At 40.1% G+C, this 18859-nt stretch carries 14 protein-coding genes; 11 read left to right on the top strand and 3 right to left on the bottom strand.

The features are described from left to right. The 3 genes from QVC79_RS16385 to QVC79_RS16375 form a co-directional block, all read right to left on the bottom strand. Positions 1–840, bottom strand: coding sequence for a methionyl aminopeptidase (locus QVC79_RS16385; RefSeq protein WP_124315837.1), 840 nt, complete (start codon positions 838–840; stop codon positions 1–3). A gap of 61 nt (positions 841–901) precedes the next feature. Further along, a complete protein-coding gene (locus tag QVC79_RS16380) occupies positions 902–1642 on the bottom strand; it encodes a L,D-transpeptidase family protein (RefSeq protein ID WP_124315838.1) in 741 nt (246 codons plus the stop codon). A gap of 137 nt (positions 1643–1779) precedes the next feature. Next, positions 1780–2658, bottom strand: a complete 879-nt coding sequence (locus QVC79_RS16375) for a Cbp1 family collagen-binding glycoprotein adhesin (RefSeq protein ID WP_270594877.1) — start codon at positions 2656–2658, stop codon at positions 1780–1782. 79 nt (positions 2659–2737) lie between these two features. Here QVC79_RS16375 and QVC79_RS16370 point away from each other — a divergent pair, with 79 nt between their 5' ends. From QVC79_RS16370 to QVC79_RS16320, 11 genes are all read left to right on the top strand, one after another. Continuing rightward, positions 2738–3733, top strand: a complete 996-nt coding sequence (locus QVC79_RS16370; protein ID WP_229128219.1) for a helix-turn-helix transcriptional regulator — start codon at positions 2738–2740, stop codon at positions 3731–3733. Positions 3734–3805: 72 nt separating this feature from the next. After that, a complete protein-coding gene (locus QVC79_RS16365) occupies positions 3806–4213 on the top strand; it encodes a pyridoxamine 5'-phosphate oxidase family protein (protein WP_087421847.1) in 408 nt (135 codons plus the stop codon). A gap of 83 nt (positions 4214–4296) precedes the next feature. After that, on the top strand, positions 4297–5154 hold the full coding sequence (locus QVC79_RS16360) for an AraC family transcriptional regulator (RefSeq protein WP_087421848.1): 858 nt from the start codon (positions 4297–4299) through the stop codon (positions 5152–5154). A gap of 235 nt (positions 5155–5389) precedes the next feature. After that, complete coding sequence (locus tag QVC79_RS16355; protein ID WP_167513938.1) at positions 5390–5950, top strand: RNA polymerase sigma factor; 561 nt, start codon at positions 5390–5392, stop codon at positions 5948–5950. Between the two features lie 79 nt (positions 5951–6029). Next, positions 6030–7184 (top strand): FecR family protein, encoded by a 1155-nt coding sequence (locus tag QVC79_RS16350; protein ID WP_124315842.1) that lies wholly within the window; start codon positions 6030–6032, stop codon positions 7182–7184. 151 nt (positions 7185–7335) lie between these two features. After that, positions 7336–10644 (top strand): SusC/RagA family TonB-linked outer membrane protein, encoded by a 3309-nt coding sequence (locus QVC79_RS16345; RefSeq protein ID WP_229783015.1) that lies wholly within the window; start codon positions 7336–7338, stop codon positions 10642–10644. Positions 10645–10656: 12 nt separating this feature from the next. Next, the gene (locus QVC79_RS16340; protein ID WP_151412123.1) at positions 10657–12030 is read left to right on the top strand and encodes a RagB/SusD family nutrient uptake outer membrane protein; all 1374 of its coding nucleotides are present in this window, start codon (positions 10657–10659) and stop codon (positions 12028–12030) included. 18 nt (positions 12031–12048) lie between these two features. After that, positions 12049–12852, top strand: a complete 804-nt coding sequence (locus QVC79_RS16335) for a DUF4843 domain-containing protein (RefSeq protein ID WP_124317998.1) — start codon at positions 12049–12051, stop codon at positions 12850–12852. 11 nt (positions 12853–12863) lie between these two features. Further along, positions 12864–14414, top strand: a complete 1551-nt coding sequence (locus QVC79_RS16330) for a PKD-like family lipoprotein (RefSeq protein ID WP_270594870.1) — start codon at positions 12864–12866, stop codon at positions 14412–14414. A gap of 1 nt (position 14415) precedes the next feature. Beyond that, positions 14416–15744 (top strand): TlpA family protein disulfide reductase, encoded by a 1329-nt coding sequence (locus QVC79_RS16325; protein ID WP_270594868.1) that lies wholly within the window; start codon positions 14416–14418, stop codon positions 15742–15744. Further along, positions 15744–18365, top strand: a complete 2622-nt coding sequence (locus QVC79_RS16320; RefSeq protein WP_270594866.1) for an alpha/beta hydrolase family protein — start codon at positions 15744–15746, stop codon at positions 18363–18365. Before QVC79_RS16325 ends, QVC79_RS16320 begins: the two co-directional genes overlap by 1 nt. The last annotated feature ends 494 nt before the right edge of the window (positions 18366–18859 follow it).

Raw genomic sequence — 18859 nt, 5'->3', positions numbered from 1 at the left:
TTACCAGGTTAATATTTCGTTCCCGGTTTCCGTGATTAATATGGTGTTTTCCCATTGAGCGGAAGGTTGTTCGTCTTCGGTAATAACCGTCCAATCATTATCTTCATCGATGAATATATCCCGTTCTCCCATGTTAATCATCGGTTCGATCGTGAAGATCATGCCCGGAACGAGCAGCATTCCCGTACCCCGTCTTCCCACGTGTTCTACTTCCGGAATCTCGTGGAATTTCAAGCCGACCCCGTGTCCGCAGAATTCCCGGACAACCGAGTACCCGTTACTTTCGGCATGTTCTTGAATAACAGCGCCTACGTCTCCGAGAAAACGCCAAGGTTGTGCGGCCTCGATGCCTTTTTCCAGACATTCTTTCGTGACACGCACCAGTTTTTGGCGATCTTCCGCAACTTCCCCGATCATGAACATACGGGATGCATCTGAAAAGTAACCGTTGTATATAGTGGAAACATCAACATTGATAATGTCTCCACTTCTTAAAATGATATTCTTGTCCGGTATTCCGTGACATACCTCTTCGTTAATGGAAGTACATACACTTTTGGGGAAGCCCTCGTAATTCAACGGTGCGGGGATAGCCCCGTGTGCCAAGGTAAAATCATATACCAACGTGTTAATATCCTCGGTTGACATTCCTTCCCGGATGTTAGCCGCCACGTGATCCAACACGGCCGTGTTTATTTTTGCACTTTCACGGATGCCTTCTATCTGTTCCGCGTTCTTGATAATCTTTCGGGGGGGAACAATGTGACCCTGACGACGATAGAGTTTTATTTTTTCCTCGATGGAGGATGCCGGTTTGTTTTCGTTTTTACTGAATAGCATATTGCTGTCTCCTTATTGTAATAAGGTACTAAGGTAGTGTTTTTAGAGACAGGTTATTCCGTTATTTTGAAAATTGATAGTTACCGAGTTTGTCCACGGAGATATTTAACTCCTTTAAATCCTTGATAAATAGATTATACCCTGTTTCAAGATTCTTCCAAAAATCTAATATGTTAGGATAGGCACGATAGGTTTCGCTGTAATTTTTATTCTTTTCGTCCGAGAATTTAAAAGGAAAGATGTACACGGGTATCTTTTCCTGACCGGATTGACGGGCTTGTATGGCATAGATGTATATTTCCTTGATCTTGTCGTCTGTCATGGGAAGACAGCCTACCGTTACGCAATTTCCATGAATGCAGATATTGCCTCCGAGGTGGGAGGCTTTGCTTTTCAGCTTATCTGAATGGTTTGGGTAGTTAATCATCAAAGAGAGATGATAGTTACTTGTGGGATTAAAGTGGTTGATGTGGTAGAAACCTTCCGGGATTTGTAAGTCTCCTTGATGACGTTTGGGGCCGAGAGAGCCGGAACGGGCACATATCTTATACGTTGTAATCTTTTTATACACCTTGTCTTCCCGTTTCTTGGCATAGATGTCCATGACACATTCTGTTTTATACGCCATGATAAGAATATTCAGGTTGTCCAACGAAAGGTTGTGTTCTTTTAATCTTCGGGTCAGTAATGCCTCTTTTTCGTGGTAGGCGTTTCGTACCCGGGGATATTTCTTTTGCTGGCTGACGAAGTCCGGTTCATTGCTAGCGATAACACATAACAAGGTGAGCAAGGCTATTTTCATGAGTCCGTGTAATTAGGTTATTACAAATAACGGTAAAATAAAGGGAAAAAACAAACGGGCATGAAAAAAGGCGTCCGGGAGGACCCCGAACACCTTACCTGTGTGTGTTGTGTGTATATGAGTGTGTGAATCTAAGGCTACTCGTTGATCATCACTACCAAGTACTTCGTTTGTTTCCAGAATGCACTCGGGTTGTTAATCTTCAAAGTCTGCATACCGTCATCCCCGGTTTCCAGTGCGTATGATTCGCTAGGGTGAACAGAAAGTATTTTGGCTTTTTTAGTGTTTAACGGGATGGATGTCAATTCACGCATATCGGCATCCACGAATTTTGCGTTTTGAGCTTGAGAGGAAACGATCGGCGGGCAGAAGATTCCTTGTCTTGAAATCACGTTAGCCTCTTTTAAACTCTTTCTGGAACCTAACAAGTAGTGGATCGTGTTGAGTGATTTGTCTTGACTGGAAATCGTTTCCTTTTGGGAAGTTGATTCCTCTTGTAAATTACTCACGTTTTGGTTAAGTTCTGCTATTTGTTGAGTCTTGATACCTAGTTCCTTTTCTTTGGCTGCTAAAATCTGGTTGATTTCGTTGATCTTTTGATCTCTGATGGCTAACTCTTCGTTTAATCCGGCAATTAATTTCTTGAATTCAGCGGATTGTCTTTTGTTAGTCCCTTCCAGTTTAGCAATTTTTTCTTTGTAACCGGCGATAGCGTCAGAAAGCGCTTGCACGTCATTTTTTAAAGCGGTAATCTGGCTTTTACTCTTGCTGTTTTTCGTGTCACTCTGTGATTCGATGGCCAGAATGTGTTCGGCCTCGCGGATAGATTGCATTCCGGCGGAAATGTCATTCAGATCTGCTAAAAGTTTATCCATTTCGTCACTTTGTCCGTTGCTAACGGCTTGTAGAGAATCTGCTTTTGCTTGTAAAGCTTTATATTTTTGTGAACTTTCCACGCAACTTCCGAGGGAGGCGATGAAAAACAAACTGACTGCTAAAAAAATAAACGTTCTCATAGTTTTTTGTTTTGATGTTTTATTCTATGCCTAAATAAAGGCAATGCCCGTGCCATTCGTGTTGTAAAATGATAACGTGTTGAAAAACAGTTTGTACGTGTGTTTATCTGAATTCCACGATTGGGGAAAATTTTGCCCCAGTTGTGGAATTTCTCCCCAAGTTACCTGTGGAAGGGACTTTTCTCCAAATGATGCCTGTGTTGGAGATGGTATGGTCGTCCCGGATTTTTTTAGTAGCTTTGCCTTGATACCAATAATTGAACCCATGTACCAAGAATATCCCCCTCATCCCGTGTTATCTCCTTATATAGACAAATATTGGGAGGTGAAAGGTTCACCGGAAATGGGCGAGAAGATGAAAATTTTGCCTGATGGTTGTACCGATTTCATTTTTAACTTGGATGATGCGCGTAACCTAGAGGATAAAAATCGGTTTGGCGTTGATCCTTTACACGGTTATTTCGTGGGAGCGATGAAGACTTACTCGGAGTTGTCGGTTTGTGCCGGATCACTACACATGATCGGGGTCAGATTTACTCCCTGCGGGTTGACTATTTTCACGAAAAAGCCTTTAGGGGAGCTGAGTGGGCAGAGACTTCATTTGAGGGACGTGGGATTTCTTTTTCATGAAGAGTTCGCCTCTCTTTTAAGGGAGAAAAGTACGCTGGCGGAAAGGTTGCAAGTGATCGAAACTTTTCTGATATCCCGGTTAAAATATGCCGAAGAGGTTGACAAGCAAATCGTGTGGACAACCGGGGTGATCCGTCAGGCCGGGGGATTGTTGCCTGTTCGGGAGTTGATGAGTCGGGTGTGTATATGTCAACGTCATTTTGAACGTCGTTTTAAACATGCCACGGGTTACACGCCAAAAGAGTATAGCCGGGTCGTGAAATTTCGTCGGGCAATGGATGTACTTCGTCAGGTTTCCGGGAATAACCTCTTTTCCGTGGCGGTCGATTGTGGGTATTATGATTCTTCTCACTTGGTGAAAGAGTTCAAGAAATTATCGGGTAGTTCGCCGATGGTTTTCACGTCCTTGCCGGCAGATACTCCGATCACTTATTTGGGGGAATAAAAGTCGATTTTTTACAAAAGATTCTTTTCCCGGAACTCTACTTTTGTATTTATAATTAAATAAGATGGATATATGGAAGAATTGAAACGAAAAGCGGAATTATTATTGGAGCAATGCGAAAGTGTGGTACTGACTTCTATTGATGAAAACGGTTTTCCCCGTCCTGTGCCGATGTCAAAGGTGAAAACGGAAGGGATAACTACTATCTGGTTTGCTACCGGAACGTATTCCGAGAAAACGGAACACTTTCGGGTGAATCCTAAAGCGGGAGTGTGTTTCCAGAAGGAGATTAACAGTGTCGTGTTGACCGGGTACATCGAGATTGTTACCGACGAGGCGGAAAAGAAAGCCTTGTGGCAGGATTGGTTTATCGAGCATTTCCCGGGCGGGGTGAACGACCCGACTTATTGTGTTTTGAAATTCACGGCAAAGCGGGCAACTTACTGGCTGGACTTTCAATTTGTGAAGGGGGAGGTGTAGAGAACCTTACAAACTAATTTAGCAAGATCGGAAAAGTCTCTCCCAATTCAGGGTCTTACCTTTGTCTCGAAATACAAAAGAATATGGAACAGAAATTGACAACGAAAGAAGAGTACTTGAAAAGGATCAACGTGATCGTGGAATATATCAACAATCATCTGGATGAGAATATCGATCTCGGGATGTTAGCCGAGATGTCTGGTTTCTCTCCTTGGCATTTCCACCGGATCGTGCGGGCCTTTCTGGGAGAGCCTGTCGGGGCTTTCATCACCCGGGTACGTGTCGAGACTGCAGCTCGCTTGTTACGCTATTCCGATTTGTCCGTGCAGGACATTGCTTATCGGGTCGGGTATGACGTGCCTTCTTCTTTGTCGAAAAGTTTCAAGCAATTCTATGGTATTTCGCCGAATGGATACCGTAATAATAAAAATTACACGATTATGAAACCAGTAGAAGTAAGACCCGATTTGAAACTAGAATTTGAAGAACAGGTGTTGGCCCCGAAACAAGTGATTTACGTTTGGCTGACAGGTGCATATAACCAGTTGGATTATTGTGCCGCATGGCAAAAACTGTGGAATTACGTGCGGGAGGAAAATCTTTTTGCCCCGGACGTGGAGTTCCTCTGCGTGTACCATGATGATCCGAAAGTGACGGAACAGGATAAATTGCGCACGTCCGTGTGCCTCGTGTTACCCCGTGTCGGGAAACCGAAAGGAGAAGTGGGAGTAAAAGAAATCCCCGGCGGGAAATATGCGATCTTCCGCTACCAAGGACCGTATGAAAACCTTCATGCCGTCTACGATACGATTTATGCAAAATGGATTCCCGAAAAAGGGTATAAGCTGGGAGATACCCCCGGTTTCGAAAAGTACTTGAATCATCCGGACCATACTACACCGGAAAATTTGATCACTGAAATTTGTATTCCGGTACAATGATTGGGGGGACAAGGAATGTAATTTCCTGAAATTGGTTTATAGTAAACTTTTTTCAGGACAATACAATTTTTTAAATATGGAATGATAATGTATTCATTGAAAGATGGTTTCTGAAGAAAAGTGGCACAAATGTCTGGCCTAATGTATGGAGGGTTTTACGAACTTTGATTTTTACAACTATATTTTTGCAGATAATATTGGAATCGATATATTTGTGAGATTTAAGAGAGTTGTGATGGAATACAGGCAATTTTTAGATGGGGTTAATCGTAAAGAGGATAAAGCTTGGGTTGAGCTATATGATTATTTTTATGCTCCACTATGTTGCTATGCGGCAAAAATTATGGGGAATGATCAAATGGTGGAGGATGTGGTGCAGGGATGTTTCGTGAAATTGTGGCTTTCAACTGTCTGTTTTGAAGATATAAAAGTGATAACTGCTTATCTGTACCGTGCCGTGTACAATGCTGCGCTTAATTTTGTTCGAGATCAGAAGAGAAGTAAGAAGGCACATGAGGTGTGGATGGGACAAGTCATTAGTGATGAATGTGATGCTGTAGAAATGGCTTTGGAGGAAGAAGCCATTACCCGTTTTTACACCGTGATTATCCGTTTGCCTGAACAACAGCGAGATATTTTATTACGAAGTATGAAAGGGGAAAAGGTGAAGGATATGGCCGAAAAGTTGGGAGTTTCTGAAAATACTATAAAAACACAAAAAAAGAGGGCTTATGCTTTTGTACGTGAGCAATTAGGGGATGTCTGGATGGTAATTGCCGGATTATTTTTCGTGTAGGATAACTAATTTTTTTTATTTTTTTGTCACCCGTTTTTTCATATTGAGTGTCTGTTGTCAAAATAAAGGCAGAAATAATATGAAATGGGAAGAGATATATGATCGGTCACGTATGGTTGTAGATAAAGCGATGGGACATCTGTTGGCAGAGGTGAAGGACGTGGAGGAGGATAAAGATGGTATCGTGGAGAAGTTACTGGATGCGGAGTATGTGAGCGAGAAGTTAGAAAAACGGAAATATTATTCAGGAAAAGATGCTTTTTTACGGATGAAACGTCAGGTGGAGAGGAAAAAGCGTGTGCGGATGATTATGTGGGTGGCTAGTGCGGCGTGTGTAGCTATTGTTTGTATCATATTGTTACAGTGGAAACAAGTCGAAGTATTATTACCGGGAACGAATATGATCGCAAAGCAGGAAAACATTCTTCCGGCAGAGATGAAAGCGATATTAGTGAGAGCGGATGGGGAACAAGTCGTGTTGGGGAAAGGGCATTGTAGTTTGGAAGAGGCCGGGAATGTATTGATTGCTGCAGACTCAACAGGATTGGAATATAATCGTTTGAAACGGACAATGCCAGATACCACTGTTTTTAATCAATTGATAGTTCCTCGGGGTGGTTTATATTTGTTAGTATTGTCAGACGGTACACGAGTATGGATGAATTCGGATTCACATTTGAAATATCCGATTATGTTTGCCGGTGATAAGCGGGAAGTCATTTTAAGTGGTGAAGCGTATTTTGACGTGGTGAAAGATGAGTCTGCTCCTTTTATCGTAAAAACGGAATCTGGAAAGATTGAGGTATTAGGAACAGAATTTAATATAAAATGTTATTCGGATGAGTCTGCTTTGGTCACAACCTTGGTGAACGGTAAAGTGAAATTTGATGATGGGATGAATCCATCAGTAATTTTGAAACCGGAAGAACAGTTGATATTTGAAAAAGAAAATTGCCAGTCGATAGTTCGGAAAATAAATGTAAACCATTATATCGGTTGGAAAGATAACCGATTATCTTTCCAAGGAGAAAGATTGGATATGATTATGAAGACATTATCACGATGGTATAATGTAGAGGTCGTGTTTGAAGATAGTACATTGAAGGCATTAGAGTTTTCTGGAAATCTGGATAAATTTACCAATATACAGGAATTTCTTTCTCTTTTTGAGCTTGGCGTGAATGTGAAGTTTGAAATAAAGGATCGAACGGTATATATACGGAAAGGAAATTAATAAAAGAGGGTATAGCAAGCTACCAACTATTTATACCCTCTAGTTTTCATATTATTCATTTAATACAAATAAAATGTTTGACAAATTTATGAAGAAAAAACGATTGGATGATTATACATCGTCCCTTTGTTGGAGAAAAAAATTCTTAGTTATGCGTTTAGCTTATATCCTGATGGTTGGGCTGGTTGTTTTAGTTCCAACCTCGGTAAGTGCGCAAGGCAAAATGGTTTCTTTGGACATCAGGTCGGAGACGCTAAGTGGCGTGTTGATGAAGATCAAAGATCAGACAGGGGTAAACATCCTTTATAATGAAAATGTACTGAGAGATGTTCCTTGTAAGGATATGAAGTTGGAAAAAGTTACGGTGGAAGATGCGCTGAATCGAATTTTTGAAGGAACACGTTTCAGTTATGAGGTAAGTCGGGGTGTAATTGTGGTAAGAGAGCGGAAAGCTAATGAATCCCAACAAAAATCCGTGAAGATGTCCGGGGTGGTCACTGATGAAAAAGGAGAGCCTTTACCGGGTGTGACCGTGTTGATAAAAGGAACTTCTATTGGTGCCGCGACAGATATCGATGGGAAATTCTCCTTTTCAATTCCGGCAGGGAAACACACGTTGCAGTTTTCCATGGTTGGAATGGAATCTAAAGAAATTATGGTTGATGGTAACAAAGAGATGGCAAAACTTACAGTTGTGTTAAAACCTGCTGAGAATGAGTTGGAAGATGTTGTCGTGACTGGTATTTTTAAAAAATCACGGGAAAGTTTTACGGGTGCGGTTTCAACAATTACAGAAAAAGAACTAAAATCATTTAGAGGACGTAATTTGTTATCAACGCTGAAGAATATTGATCCGACATTTAATATCATTGAGGACAATACGTATGGGTCGGACCCGAATCATTTACCGGAAGTGCAAATTCGTGGAACGTCAAGTTTGCCTACCGTAGAAGACTTAAAAAACGAAACGAAGACAAGTAGTTTGAACACACCTTTAATCATTTTGGATGGTTTTGAAATCTCGTTACAGCGAATGCTGGATTTGAATGATGAGGATATTAGTTCAGTGACGTTATTAAAGGATGGATCCGCAACGGCTATTTATGGTTCCCGTGGAGCCAATGGGGTTGTTGTGATTGAATCTAAGCGTCCAGAAGTCGGAAAATTGCGTTTGTCTTATCGGGGAAGTCTGAACGTGGAGATCCCGGATCTGACAGATTATGATTTGCTGGATGCACGGGAAAAATTACAATTGGAGGTAGATGCAGGACTTTATGAAGGAAATTTTTCTAACGAGACGATGCGTTTACAAGAACGTTATACGAAAGTGAAAGAGGCCGTGGAGAGCGGGGTTGATACCTACTGGTTATCCAAGCCTTTGCGTACAGGAGTTGGTCACAAACACAATCTTCGTTTAGAAGGAGGTGGGGAAGGTGGTTTCCGTTATTCCGCATCTGTACAGTATAATGATGTTAAGGGTGTAATGAAAGGCTCTAACCGTGAAACTTTCAACGGGAATGTAGATTTGGTTTATGAATTGGGATCTTTATTATTCCGAAATAGTCTGGAGGTAGGATTAAGTGAATCCAATGAATCTTCTTATGGTTCATTTGACCAATACGTGAAATTAAATCCTTACTGGACGGGGGTAGACGAAAACGGGAAAGTTGTAAAAGAATTGGAAGAGACAAACGATTTGTTCAATCCTGGACCGGCTAATCCCTTGTACGATGCAACATTGGATTTGGTAAATCAAACAACGACAACAACGATTACAGATAACTTTGCTATTGAGTGGAGACCGTTGAAAAATATGACGTTACGTTCACGAATCGGATTGACCAAAACATTAAGTAACGGGGATAATTTCAAACCGGCGGAGCATTCTGATTTTAAAGATTACACGGATGATCAGATTTTCAGAAAAGGAAAGTACATCTATTCTTCTGATAAAGGATTTAGTTATGATTGGGATATAACGTTGAGTTATTCAAAAACTTTTGGCGATAAACATGAGTTGTATGCCGGGTTGAACTATAATCTAGCTCAGTCAGAATCAAAATCTTATACTTTCACGATGGAAGGATTTCCACAGGCAAATCTGAAAATGTTGTCAATGGCCTTACAGTATGAAAAGGATGGAAAACCATCGGGGTCAGAATCTGTAAAAAGGCGTCTTGGGGTTACTGGAAACGTGAACTACATCTATGATAAACGTTATTTTGCTGATATTTCTTATCGTGTTGACGGGGCTTCGGATTTTGGTAGTGATAAACGGTTTGCTCCTTTTTATTCCTTTGGTTTAGGTTGGAATATTAATCAAGAGAAATTTATGGAAGGGATTGCTTGGTTGGACCGTTTAAAATTACGTGCATCCTATGCTGTGACGGGAGCTGTAAATTTTAGTGCTTATCAGGCATTAGCCAGTTATGAGTATTTTACGGGTGATCGCTATCGGTATTGGTTTGGTAGTGAATTGATGGGATTGGCAAATGAGGATTTGACATGGCAGCAAACTGACAAATGGAATGTGGGACTTGAATTGGCTTTCTTGAATAACCGTTTGAGAGTAACGGCTGATTATTATCGAAATACAACAGATAATTTGTTGTCAGAGATGTATCTCCCGTTAGCGAATGGATTCTCTAGTTATACCGCAAATATTGGTGAAGTGAGAAATACCGGGGTGGAATTGTCAGCATCGGGATTCTTGATTCGGAATACGGAGAAAAATATAATTTGGTCCTTATCTGCTAGCATGATTCATGAAAAGAATGAAATCGTGAAGATTTCGGATGCTTTGAAGGCAGAAAACGAAGAATTGGAAGCAGCTGGAGGTTCAAATCCGAACTTCCTTTATCGGGAAGGGGAGGCATTACGTACGCTATATGTGGTTCCTTCGTTGGGAATCGACCCGAGTACGGGTAAAGAATTGTATGTGAATCGTTTTGGCGAATTGACTTATGTATGGGATGCTCGTGATAAACAGGCCTGTGGGGTGCAGGATCCCAAATTCCGGGGAAATATCAATACCATGTTTACTTGGAAGGATCTTAGCGTGAATCTTTCGTTTGCTTACCGTTTTGGTGGATATGCTTATAATTCGACATTAATTGATCGGGTTGAAAATGCAGATGTAAAATATAATGTTGATCGTAGGGTATATAAGGATCGTTGGAGAGAACCGGGAGACCATACCTTTTTCAAGGACGTGAAAGATAAGACTGCGACACAAATGACTTCTCGTTTTGTACAGAAAGAAAATACGTTGGAATGCCAAAGTGCGCAAGTAAAATATGATTTTTCTCAGAATTGGATAAAACAATATTTGGGAATGCAGCATTTTTCAGTTGCATTTAATATGGATAATTTATTCCGGATATCAACAATCAAACAAGAACGTGGTATTGCATATCCGTTTTCCCGTAGATTTAGTTTTTCTCTTTCTGCAATTTTTTAATGGAATAGTAATATGAAAAGAATTATATATTATATACTTAGTGGTTGTCTCCTGTTGGGAACGGGATGCAGTAACTGGTTGGATGTGAAACCGTCGACCCGGGTGGAACAGGAAGAAATGTTTTCTACTGAAGATGGTTTTAAAAATACATTGACAGGGGTTTATATCAAGCTGAAGAGTAATTCTCTTTACGGGAAAACTTTGACCATGGAGTTGACCGAATATCTGGCACAACATTGGAAATCGAATGCTTCGGAATTATCCGGGTATATCAGTGCTTACGATTATGAAAATAGTAACGTCCAATCCATAATTGATGGGGTGTATACAGATTTTTATAATGCAATTGTTAATGTCAATAACCTTTTGGATTTTGTTGATAATGGTGTCTTGTCGGAAGATATGTATAAACTGATCAAGGGAGAGGCATTAGGATTAAGAGCTTTTTGTCATTTGGATTTGTTGCGGTTGTATGGTCCGATTCCGGGAAAACAGACAGATAAGAAGATCTTGTCTTATGCGAGAGAGGTATCCCGGCAGAATATGCCCGTGAATACATGGGCAGAGTATATCGCTTTTTTGGAAAAAGATTTAAATGAGGCAGAGACCTTATTAGAAGAGGTAGAGAAAAAAGGGATAGATGATGATTATTTTACTTATCGTCAGAATCGGATGAATTACTGGGCTGTCATGGCAGTGAAGGCACGTTTTTATTTGTGGATTCAAAACAAAGAGAAAGCGGCAGAATATGCGAAGAAAGTGATTGACGGGGTAGGAGAGCAGTTTAAGTTAAGTCAGCCTGAGAATTTTACAAACAAGGACTATATTGCTAGCTCTGAACACTTGTTTTCTGTGCATGTATACGATTTGGAAGATATTACAGAAACATTTATTTATCGTTCCGGGGGTGTTGAACAGACAAAAAGTTTAATTGCAGAATTATTTGAGGGAGATGTTACGGACGTTCGGGGTGATGGGAAATTGTGGCAGCAGTTACAGGGAGTAACTACCGGAAACCGTTACGTCTTGATGAAATACAAACAGAGTGAGGCTCAGGTTGCTACACGGGAGCAGATACCTCTTGTCAGATTATATGAAATGTATCTGATTGCTATTGAATGTAGTGATAATTCTGCGGTTTATCAACCATTGATTAATCAGTTATTAACAGCACGAAGTATATCTTTGGATATGGATAATGCTGGGGTAGATCAAAAGAATCAGTTTGTTTCCATGGAGTATCACAAAGAGTTCTACGGGGAAGGGCAAGCGTTCTATCAATATAAACGTCGGAATGATGAAATGATCATGTGGTCAAACACGCCGGGAAGTACAAGCGTGTACGTGTTGCCAGTGCCTAAGAGTGAAATTAAATATGAAGAATAATTACAAAATGTAAGTTCAATGAAACTAAGATATTTATTAGGAATAACACTTGCCGTGGGATTGTGCGGTGGTTGTTCATCAGATTATATGAATTTCAAAGGAGGAAATTTTGTCCAGTTTTCTTCGTCATTAGATGAGGTGTATACCTTTGCTTACTTTTCAAGTGATAAAGAAATCGACACGTTGAATATTGGAATCATGTCTGTTGGAGAAGTTGTGGATTATCCGCGGACGATTCGTTTTGAGCAGGTGACAAAAGAGTGGGAATATACTTACGATACAGAAGATCCCAGTAAGGTGGTAGACTCTGTTTATGTGGATATGAAGTATCCGGCAAAGGAAGGAGTGCATTTTGAGGCCTTTGGTGGGGAAAATCATGAGTTGGTTTTACCGGCTAACCAGAATGGAGTCACCGTGAAGATTGTTGTGAAGCGTGAGGATGAAAGTTTGCAGGAGAATGCTCGTAAATTGGAGTTGCGTTTGTTGCCTTCTGATGATTTCGAGACCGGAGTACCTAAATACGTTGTAAAAAAGATCACGATTTCCGATAAATTGGAGCGTCCGACAGTTTGGAAAGACACTGATTATGATTGTGCAACTTATTTAGGAAATTGGTCGGAGGTAAAACATCGTTTTATGATCAATGCCACGGGTGAAAAATGGGATAATGATTGTATAAAGCTTTATATTAAAGCGGGACCAACGGCTGAAGGTTTATATCTTTTGAAAAAGATAAAAAAAGAATTAGAAAAGTATAATGCAGACCCGGCTAACAATCCTCCTTTGATGGATGAAAATGGTCATGAAGTGGTATTCCCTTAAATAATATGGTTATGAGAAATTTATATTTATTTTTATTGATATTACTTCCCTTGTTTTGTATTTCTTGTTATGACGACAAGGGGAATTATGACTATCATGCTTTAAATCAAGCTGAAGTAGCGGGTATTGATAGTATGTACACGGCTATTTTTATGGAAAAGTTGGTTATTACTCCGACGATTCAATCTGAGGATAAAGAACGGGTATACGATTATATATGGATGTGTTATGATAAGAATGATTTCAGGAAAAGTATAGATACTTTGTCTTTAGAGAAAGATTTGGATTATACGGTTTCGTTGTCATTGTCTTCCTATCAGTTGATTTTTGCGTACCGTGACCGGGAAACTGAAATAACGAAGTATGTATATTCTAGTTTGAGCGTGGAATCGCAAAATTCCAGAGGTTGGTATGTATTGAAGGAGAAAGAAGGGGGTACTGATCTTGATTTCTTCTGGAAAGGAAAAGAGAATACGGATTTGTTACAACAAACACAGGGAAAAATGTTGACAGGAAAGCCTCGATCTTTGGGATTTGTGGGTAATTATACATGGGCGAATGAAGAGGAGGATAAAGTAGAAACAGGTAATCAATGCCTTTTATTGGCTTCGGAAGGAGATGTTTCATTGGTGCGGATTTCGGATATGAAACAGCTGGGTGATTTTAATTCACTATTCTTTGAAAATGCGCCAACTGTTGCTCCACAGAAATGGTATGAGGGATCGGAAGAAAGTGGCTTTATCAATGATGGATATCTATATACCTATTCAGGATATGATGATGCTTTTGGTCTGAATAAATTGTCGTACCCGAAAGAGGGAGATTATAAATTATCGAGTGTCTTTACGAAAAATGGTACAATGTGTCCTTTGCTATTTGACTTGAAATCAGGACAATTTTGTACATCGGCAAGGAATGTTACTTCTCTTTCTTATTTTAAAAATGATGAAAATTCTGCCTATTCTCTTGCTTATCCGGATATGGAACCTATTTATGCCGGATTTTTGGATGAAGGAATGTGGGAAGGAGGTAAAGGGTATGTGGTGATGAATAATAAAAAGGATGGTAGCCGTGCTATATTTTATTTTGATCTGAAATGTTTGGTTAATTTCGAAAATGATTACTTGAAAAATAGAATCACAGATATACAGACTGTAGAGGCTGGAAGTAAATTAGCTGCGGCAAGCTGTTTCGGGATGCATCGTAAAGATCAAATGCTTTATTTTGGAGTAAATGATAAGTTATATTATTATGATTTAGTCAATAAAAAAGAACAGGAGGTTGTACGGGATAACGGTTCCTTGGCTATTCCAAGTGGAGAAAATATAGTGTTGATAAAACACTGGATATTTGATTATACTGATTATATGGATGAGACAATTACTGATAAAATAAATAAATTGGCAGTAGCTACCAGTGATGGGAATAATTACAAATTGTATTTATTTGAAATTACAGCAAATAAATTGAAAGATAACCCAGAAGTGTATAATGGAACAGGAATTCCATCCGAAGTAATGTACATGAGTCCATATATGAATAATGTTTATATGTGTTATTAATATGATCAGATTATTATATTTTCTCTTTTGTATTTTGCAGGTGGGAAGCCTTCAGGCTGAAGGTTTTGCCACAGTAAAAGGACGTGTATCGGGAGAGCAGCAACCTTTGAATATACAATTGATGAGAGTAGAAAATGGAGTACCGGTAGAATATGCCGGTACTTCCATTGCTTCCGGGGGAAGTTTTGCTTTCATGTTGGAGCCGGAAGAAAATCAACCTTATTATTATTTGTATGATGGGAAGGGGTATTGTCGGCTTTATCTGCAGGCTGGTGTGGAAACAGAGGTTGTGTGGGAAGATCAGAATTTTCGTGTAATACAATCCGGGAGTGAAGAAAACCGTTTATTGGAAACGTGGCGGGAGATGGAGAGAGAGTTAAAAGGGGATCAGAAGAGTGATACTTATGGTGCATTTTTCCCCCGTTTTGAGTCTGTCAGAAAGAATGTGAACAACTGGTTGAGTGAGGTGGAGCGGATACTTCCGAATTATGTTACGGAATTGAAGGAAATCGTGGAGCTGGATTTGCTGAATCATTTTGTCATGTATGTCGCTAAAAGACAACAGAATTATGAGTCAGAAGAGCAAGAGAGTGCCTACTACCAGCAGATCATGAAAAGTTTTCCTGAAAAGGATAGTCGATTATTGAAACAACCTTATGGCATGGAGTTGTTGAATAATTACTTTACTTATAAGCAGACATTCATTTTCCGCGATCGGGAGTATACTATGGAGGAACGTTTGGCAGAATTGAATGTTCCGGAATTGAAGGCTGAGTATATATTGGCAAAAATACCGACAACCGATTATCGTCGTTATTGCGAATATGAGCGTTATTATATGCCGTTATTGCCGGAAAGCTATCGGCAGCGTATGCGTCATTTACAAGAACGTCCGGTTTCAATTCTCCAGCCGGGAGAGTTGGCTCCTAATCTGATGTATCCCGATACAAACGGGCAATTGCATTCTATGGCTGATTTCAAGGGCAAGTACAAGTACATCGATATTTGGGCCACGTGGTGTGTTCCCTGTAAAAAAGAAATTCCTTCTCTACAAAGTCTGGAAAAGGAACTTGAGGGGCAGGATATTGTATTTATCAGCATTTCTATTGATAAAAACCGGAAAGCTTGGAAAGATTTTGTTCGAGTGAGACAATTAGGTGGAACCCAGTTGTGGGCGGGTGATTGGACCGAATTACCTCATGAATTGAAATTAGGTTCTGTCCCACGGTTTATGCTGATAGATCCAGAGGGACGATGGGTGGATGTAAATGCGTCTCGTCCGTCTGATCCTAAATTAAAAGAAATATTGAAGAAATTACTGGGTAAATAATGAACATTAGACAACTGGTTATTGTTTTCCTGATGGGCCTCTGCTTGTTGGGAAAAGGAGGAGAATTGTGTGCAACAGAAAAAGAGGACAGAAATTACCATGAGTTTGAGATCTGGCATAAACTTTTGGAGTATGATCTCTCTCCTGATGGTGAGTGGGGAATGTGGCGTATCCAGTATGCCATGGGGATCGATTCTTTGCATATCTGTCATCTCCGTTCAGGTAAAGAGTATAAATATGCTTCGGCTTCAATGGCTGTATTTGCAGCGAATTCTCGTTGGATAGCGTTTTCAATGCCGGGGAATCATGATGTCTCTGCCGGGGTAGCTTATCAGACCTGTTTGCTTGATTTAGGATCAGGAACGGAAAAGATATTTAAGGGTGCAGAAAGTTTTTCCTTTACGAAAGATAGTCATTATCTTGTATTGAAAGGTCGTGCTGAAAAAGCAATGGAGTTGAATCTTTATCATTTAGAGAAAAAGTTCATCAAAACAATTGCAAATATTAATTCTTACGTGTTAGATCCCACGCATCAATATTTGGCTTATTTGTGTCGAAGTGCAGGAAGTGATGAAAGTCATTTAGAAATTATAAATCTTTCGGATTTCTGCACGATATTCCCAGAGATAGAACAAGCTGCATACGAGAATTTGAAATGGGATACATGGGGACTGACATTGGTAAGAGTATGTGCTGATAGTATTCCTGCACATCGTAATAGGGACATTAAAGTGCTTCGGAATATTGGAGGTAAATTGCGCCATTATTCATTGTCAGAAGATATGAAAAATAACTTGCCGGAGAATATGAAGGTAAGCGAGTTTTATACTCCACGTTGGTCTGCGGATGGAAAAGTACTGTTTTTTGGTTTGACTTCCAAGGCTCAAGTCAAGTCTGCTGGTCCCAAGGTGGCTGTCGACATTTGGCATTGGCGAGATGGCGAGGTACAATCCAGGCAGAAAGACCGTTATTATGAAAATCGAATGAAAGCATTCCTATGTGCTTGGTGGCCGGAAGAAAAACGTTGGAAACAAGTTATTGACACTACCTTTTCTGGTGTGGCAGCCATTGCACCTAATGGAGATTATGTATTGGCTGTAGATGACAAGCCCTATCGACCTCATTATCGGGAGGCACATCGTGATTGGTACTTGGTACATACCGTTACGGGGCAACGTATTCTTTTGTTAGAGAATACCATATTGTCGTTATCTTTTTCTCGTGAAGGGAAATATGTTTATTATTTCAAGGATAAAAATTGGTGGGCATATCATATTGCACGGGGAAAATTAATTAATTTGACGGATCAGCTTCCAGAAGAGTTGAGTGATGCATATTATGATGGTCCTATTGATATTGCACCTTCTTTCGGGGTAGCCGGATGGCTTACGGGAGATAAAGAATTCTGGTGCTATGATGAGTATGATATCTGGAGTATTGATCCCGTCACGTTAAAGACAAAACGACTTACGCAAGGACGTGAGCAAGGTATTGTTTTTCGGTCCATGCAGCGGGGAAATCCGACGATTGATAAGGAGTTTTTATTGCGGGTTAAAGGTCGTGACGGACAAACGGGTGTATTTCGTTATGATCCGAAAGGACAACATCAACAATTATTGTATGGACCTTATAGCTATTCTCGTTTAGTAAAGGCTGGGGCTAAAGGAGGTTACCTGTTTGCTCGGGAAGATAATATTACTTCTTCAGAATTGTTTTATACAGATAAGGAGTTCCGTGTGGTACGATCTGTAGTTTCAACCCAAAGGCAAAGTGATTCACTACGTTTTAGAAAAAGTGAGTTGATTCATTATCGGAATTCTCGAGGTCAGGAATTGCAAGGTGCTTTGTATTATCCCGTGAATTATCAGGAAGGACAACAGTATCCGATGATCGTTCATCTTTATGAATTGTTATCTCATCGTCTGAATGTTTTCACGCATCCTTCCGCCCGGGAGACTTATAATATGATGAATTTCGTGTTGCAGGGTTATTTCGTCTTCCAACCGGACATTCGTTATGAGATAAATCATCCCGGAGAATCTGCGGCTGATTGTGTCATTGCTGCTGTTCAGGAGGTATTGAAACGTGGGGATATAGATTCGATGCGTTTAGGATTGCTTGGACATAGTTGGGGGGCTTATCAGACCGCTTATATTATTTCTCAGACTCCGATGTTTACTGCAGCCGTGGCTGGTGCTCCTCTTACGAATATGGTTAGTATGTACAATAGTATATACTGGGAAAATGGGCGTTCGAATCAGGAGATGTTTGAAACTGGACAGGCTCGTTTTCGTTTGCCTTGGTGGGAAATAGGGGAGGAGTATGTTAAAAATTCCCCGATATTTCAAGCACAAAGTATTCAGACTCCTTTGTTAATGTCATTTGGTACGGATGATCGGGCTGTTGATTGGCGTCAAGGGTTGGAATTATATATCACGATGCGTCGCTTGGGAAAACCGTGTATATTGTTGGCTTATAAAGGAGAGGGACATACCATTGGCTTGCTCGAGAATATGTTGGATCAAACGTCTCGTGTGATGGATTATTTTAACTACTATTTGAAAGGCGAACGACCGAAGAGTTGGATCTTGGAAGGTAAAAAATATTCCTTGGAAAACTAGGGGTGTTATGTGCAGTTACTTGAATTTCTAGTTGAGGAAAATTATATCGAAGGTGGGATAACGTCCAGTTCTCAAATCGGGAACTGGACGTTATGATTGAAGAAGATTTGGATTTACTTGATGCAGGTAAAAAATGACTGAAACCATTTTTAATATGATACAGTTAAAAATTGTAATAGTTTCGGTAAAAAACGCCTACTCTTCCTAGAAATTTCATCTTAAAAGGTTTATGGTAAACAGAATTAACTTTTGTTGAAATTGAATCATACCTGAAGTTCAGCTTTCCAGTTTATGTAGAGAACCAAGTGTAATCTAACCGTGAAGTAATCGAGAAACTACCTCTCGTTCGTTGCTTATTCAGAGCTTAACCGGAGCTTATTCTATCCGGGCTGCATGAGCCACGAGTAAGCTCTGAATCAGTTTCGAAAAAGAGGTATCTTCTCTCCTAATTCTCGGTAGGATTACCATTACTTCTTTTATTTTAACGCACACAC

The sequence above is a fragment of the Butyricimonas sp. genome (assembly GCF_019423355.1).
GTDB classification, from domain to species: Bacteria; Bacteroidota; Bacteroidia; order Bacteroidales; family Marinifilaceae; genus Butyricimonas; species Butyricimonas faecihominis.
This window is presented reverse-complemented; position numbering and strand designations above follow the sequence as displayed.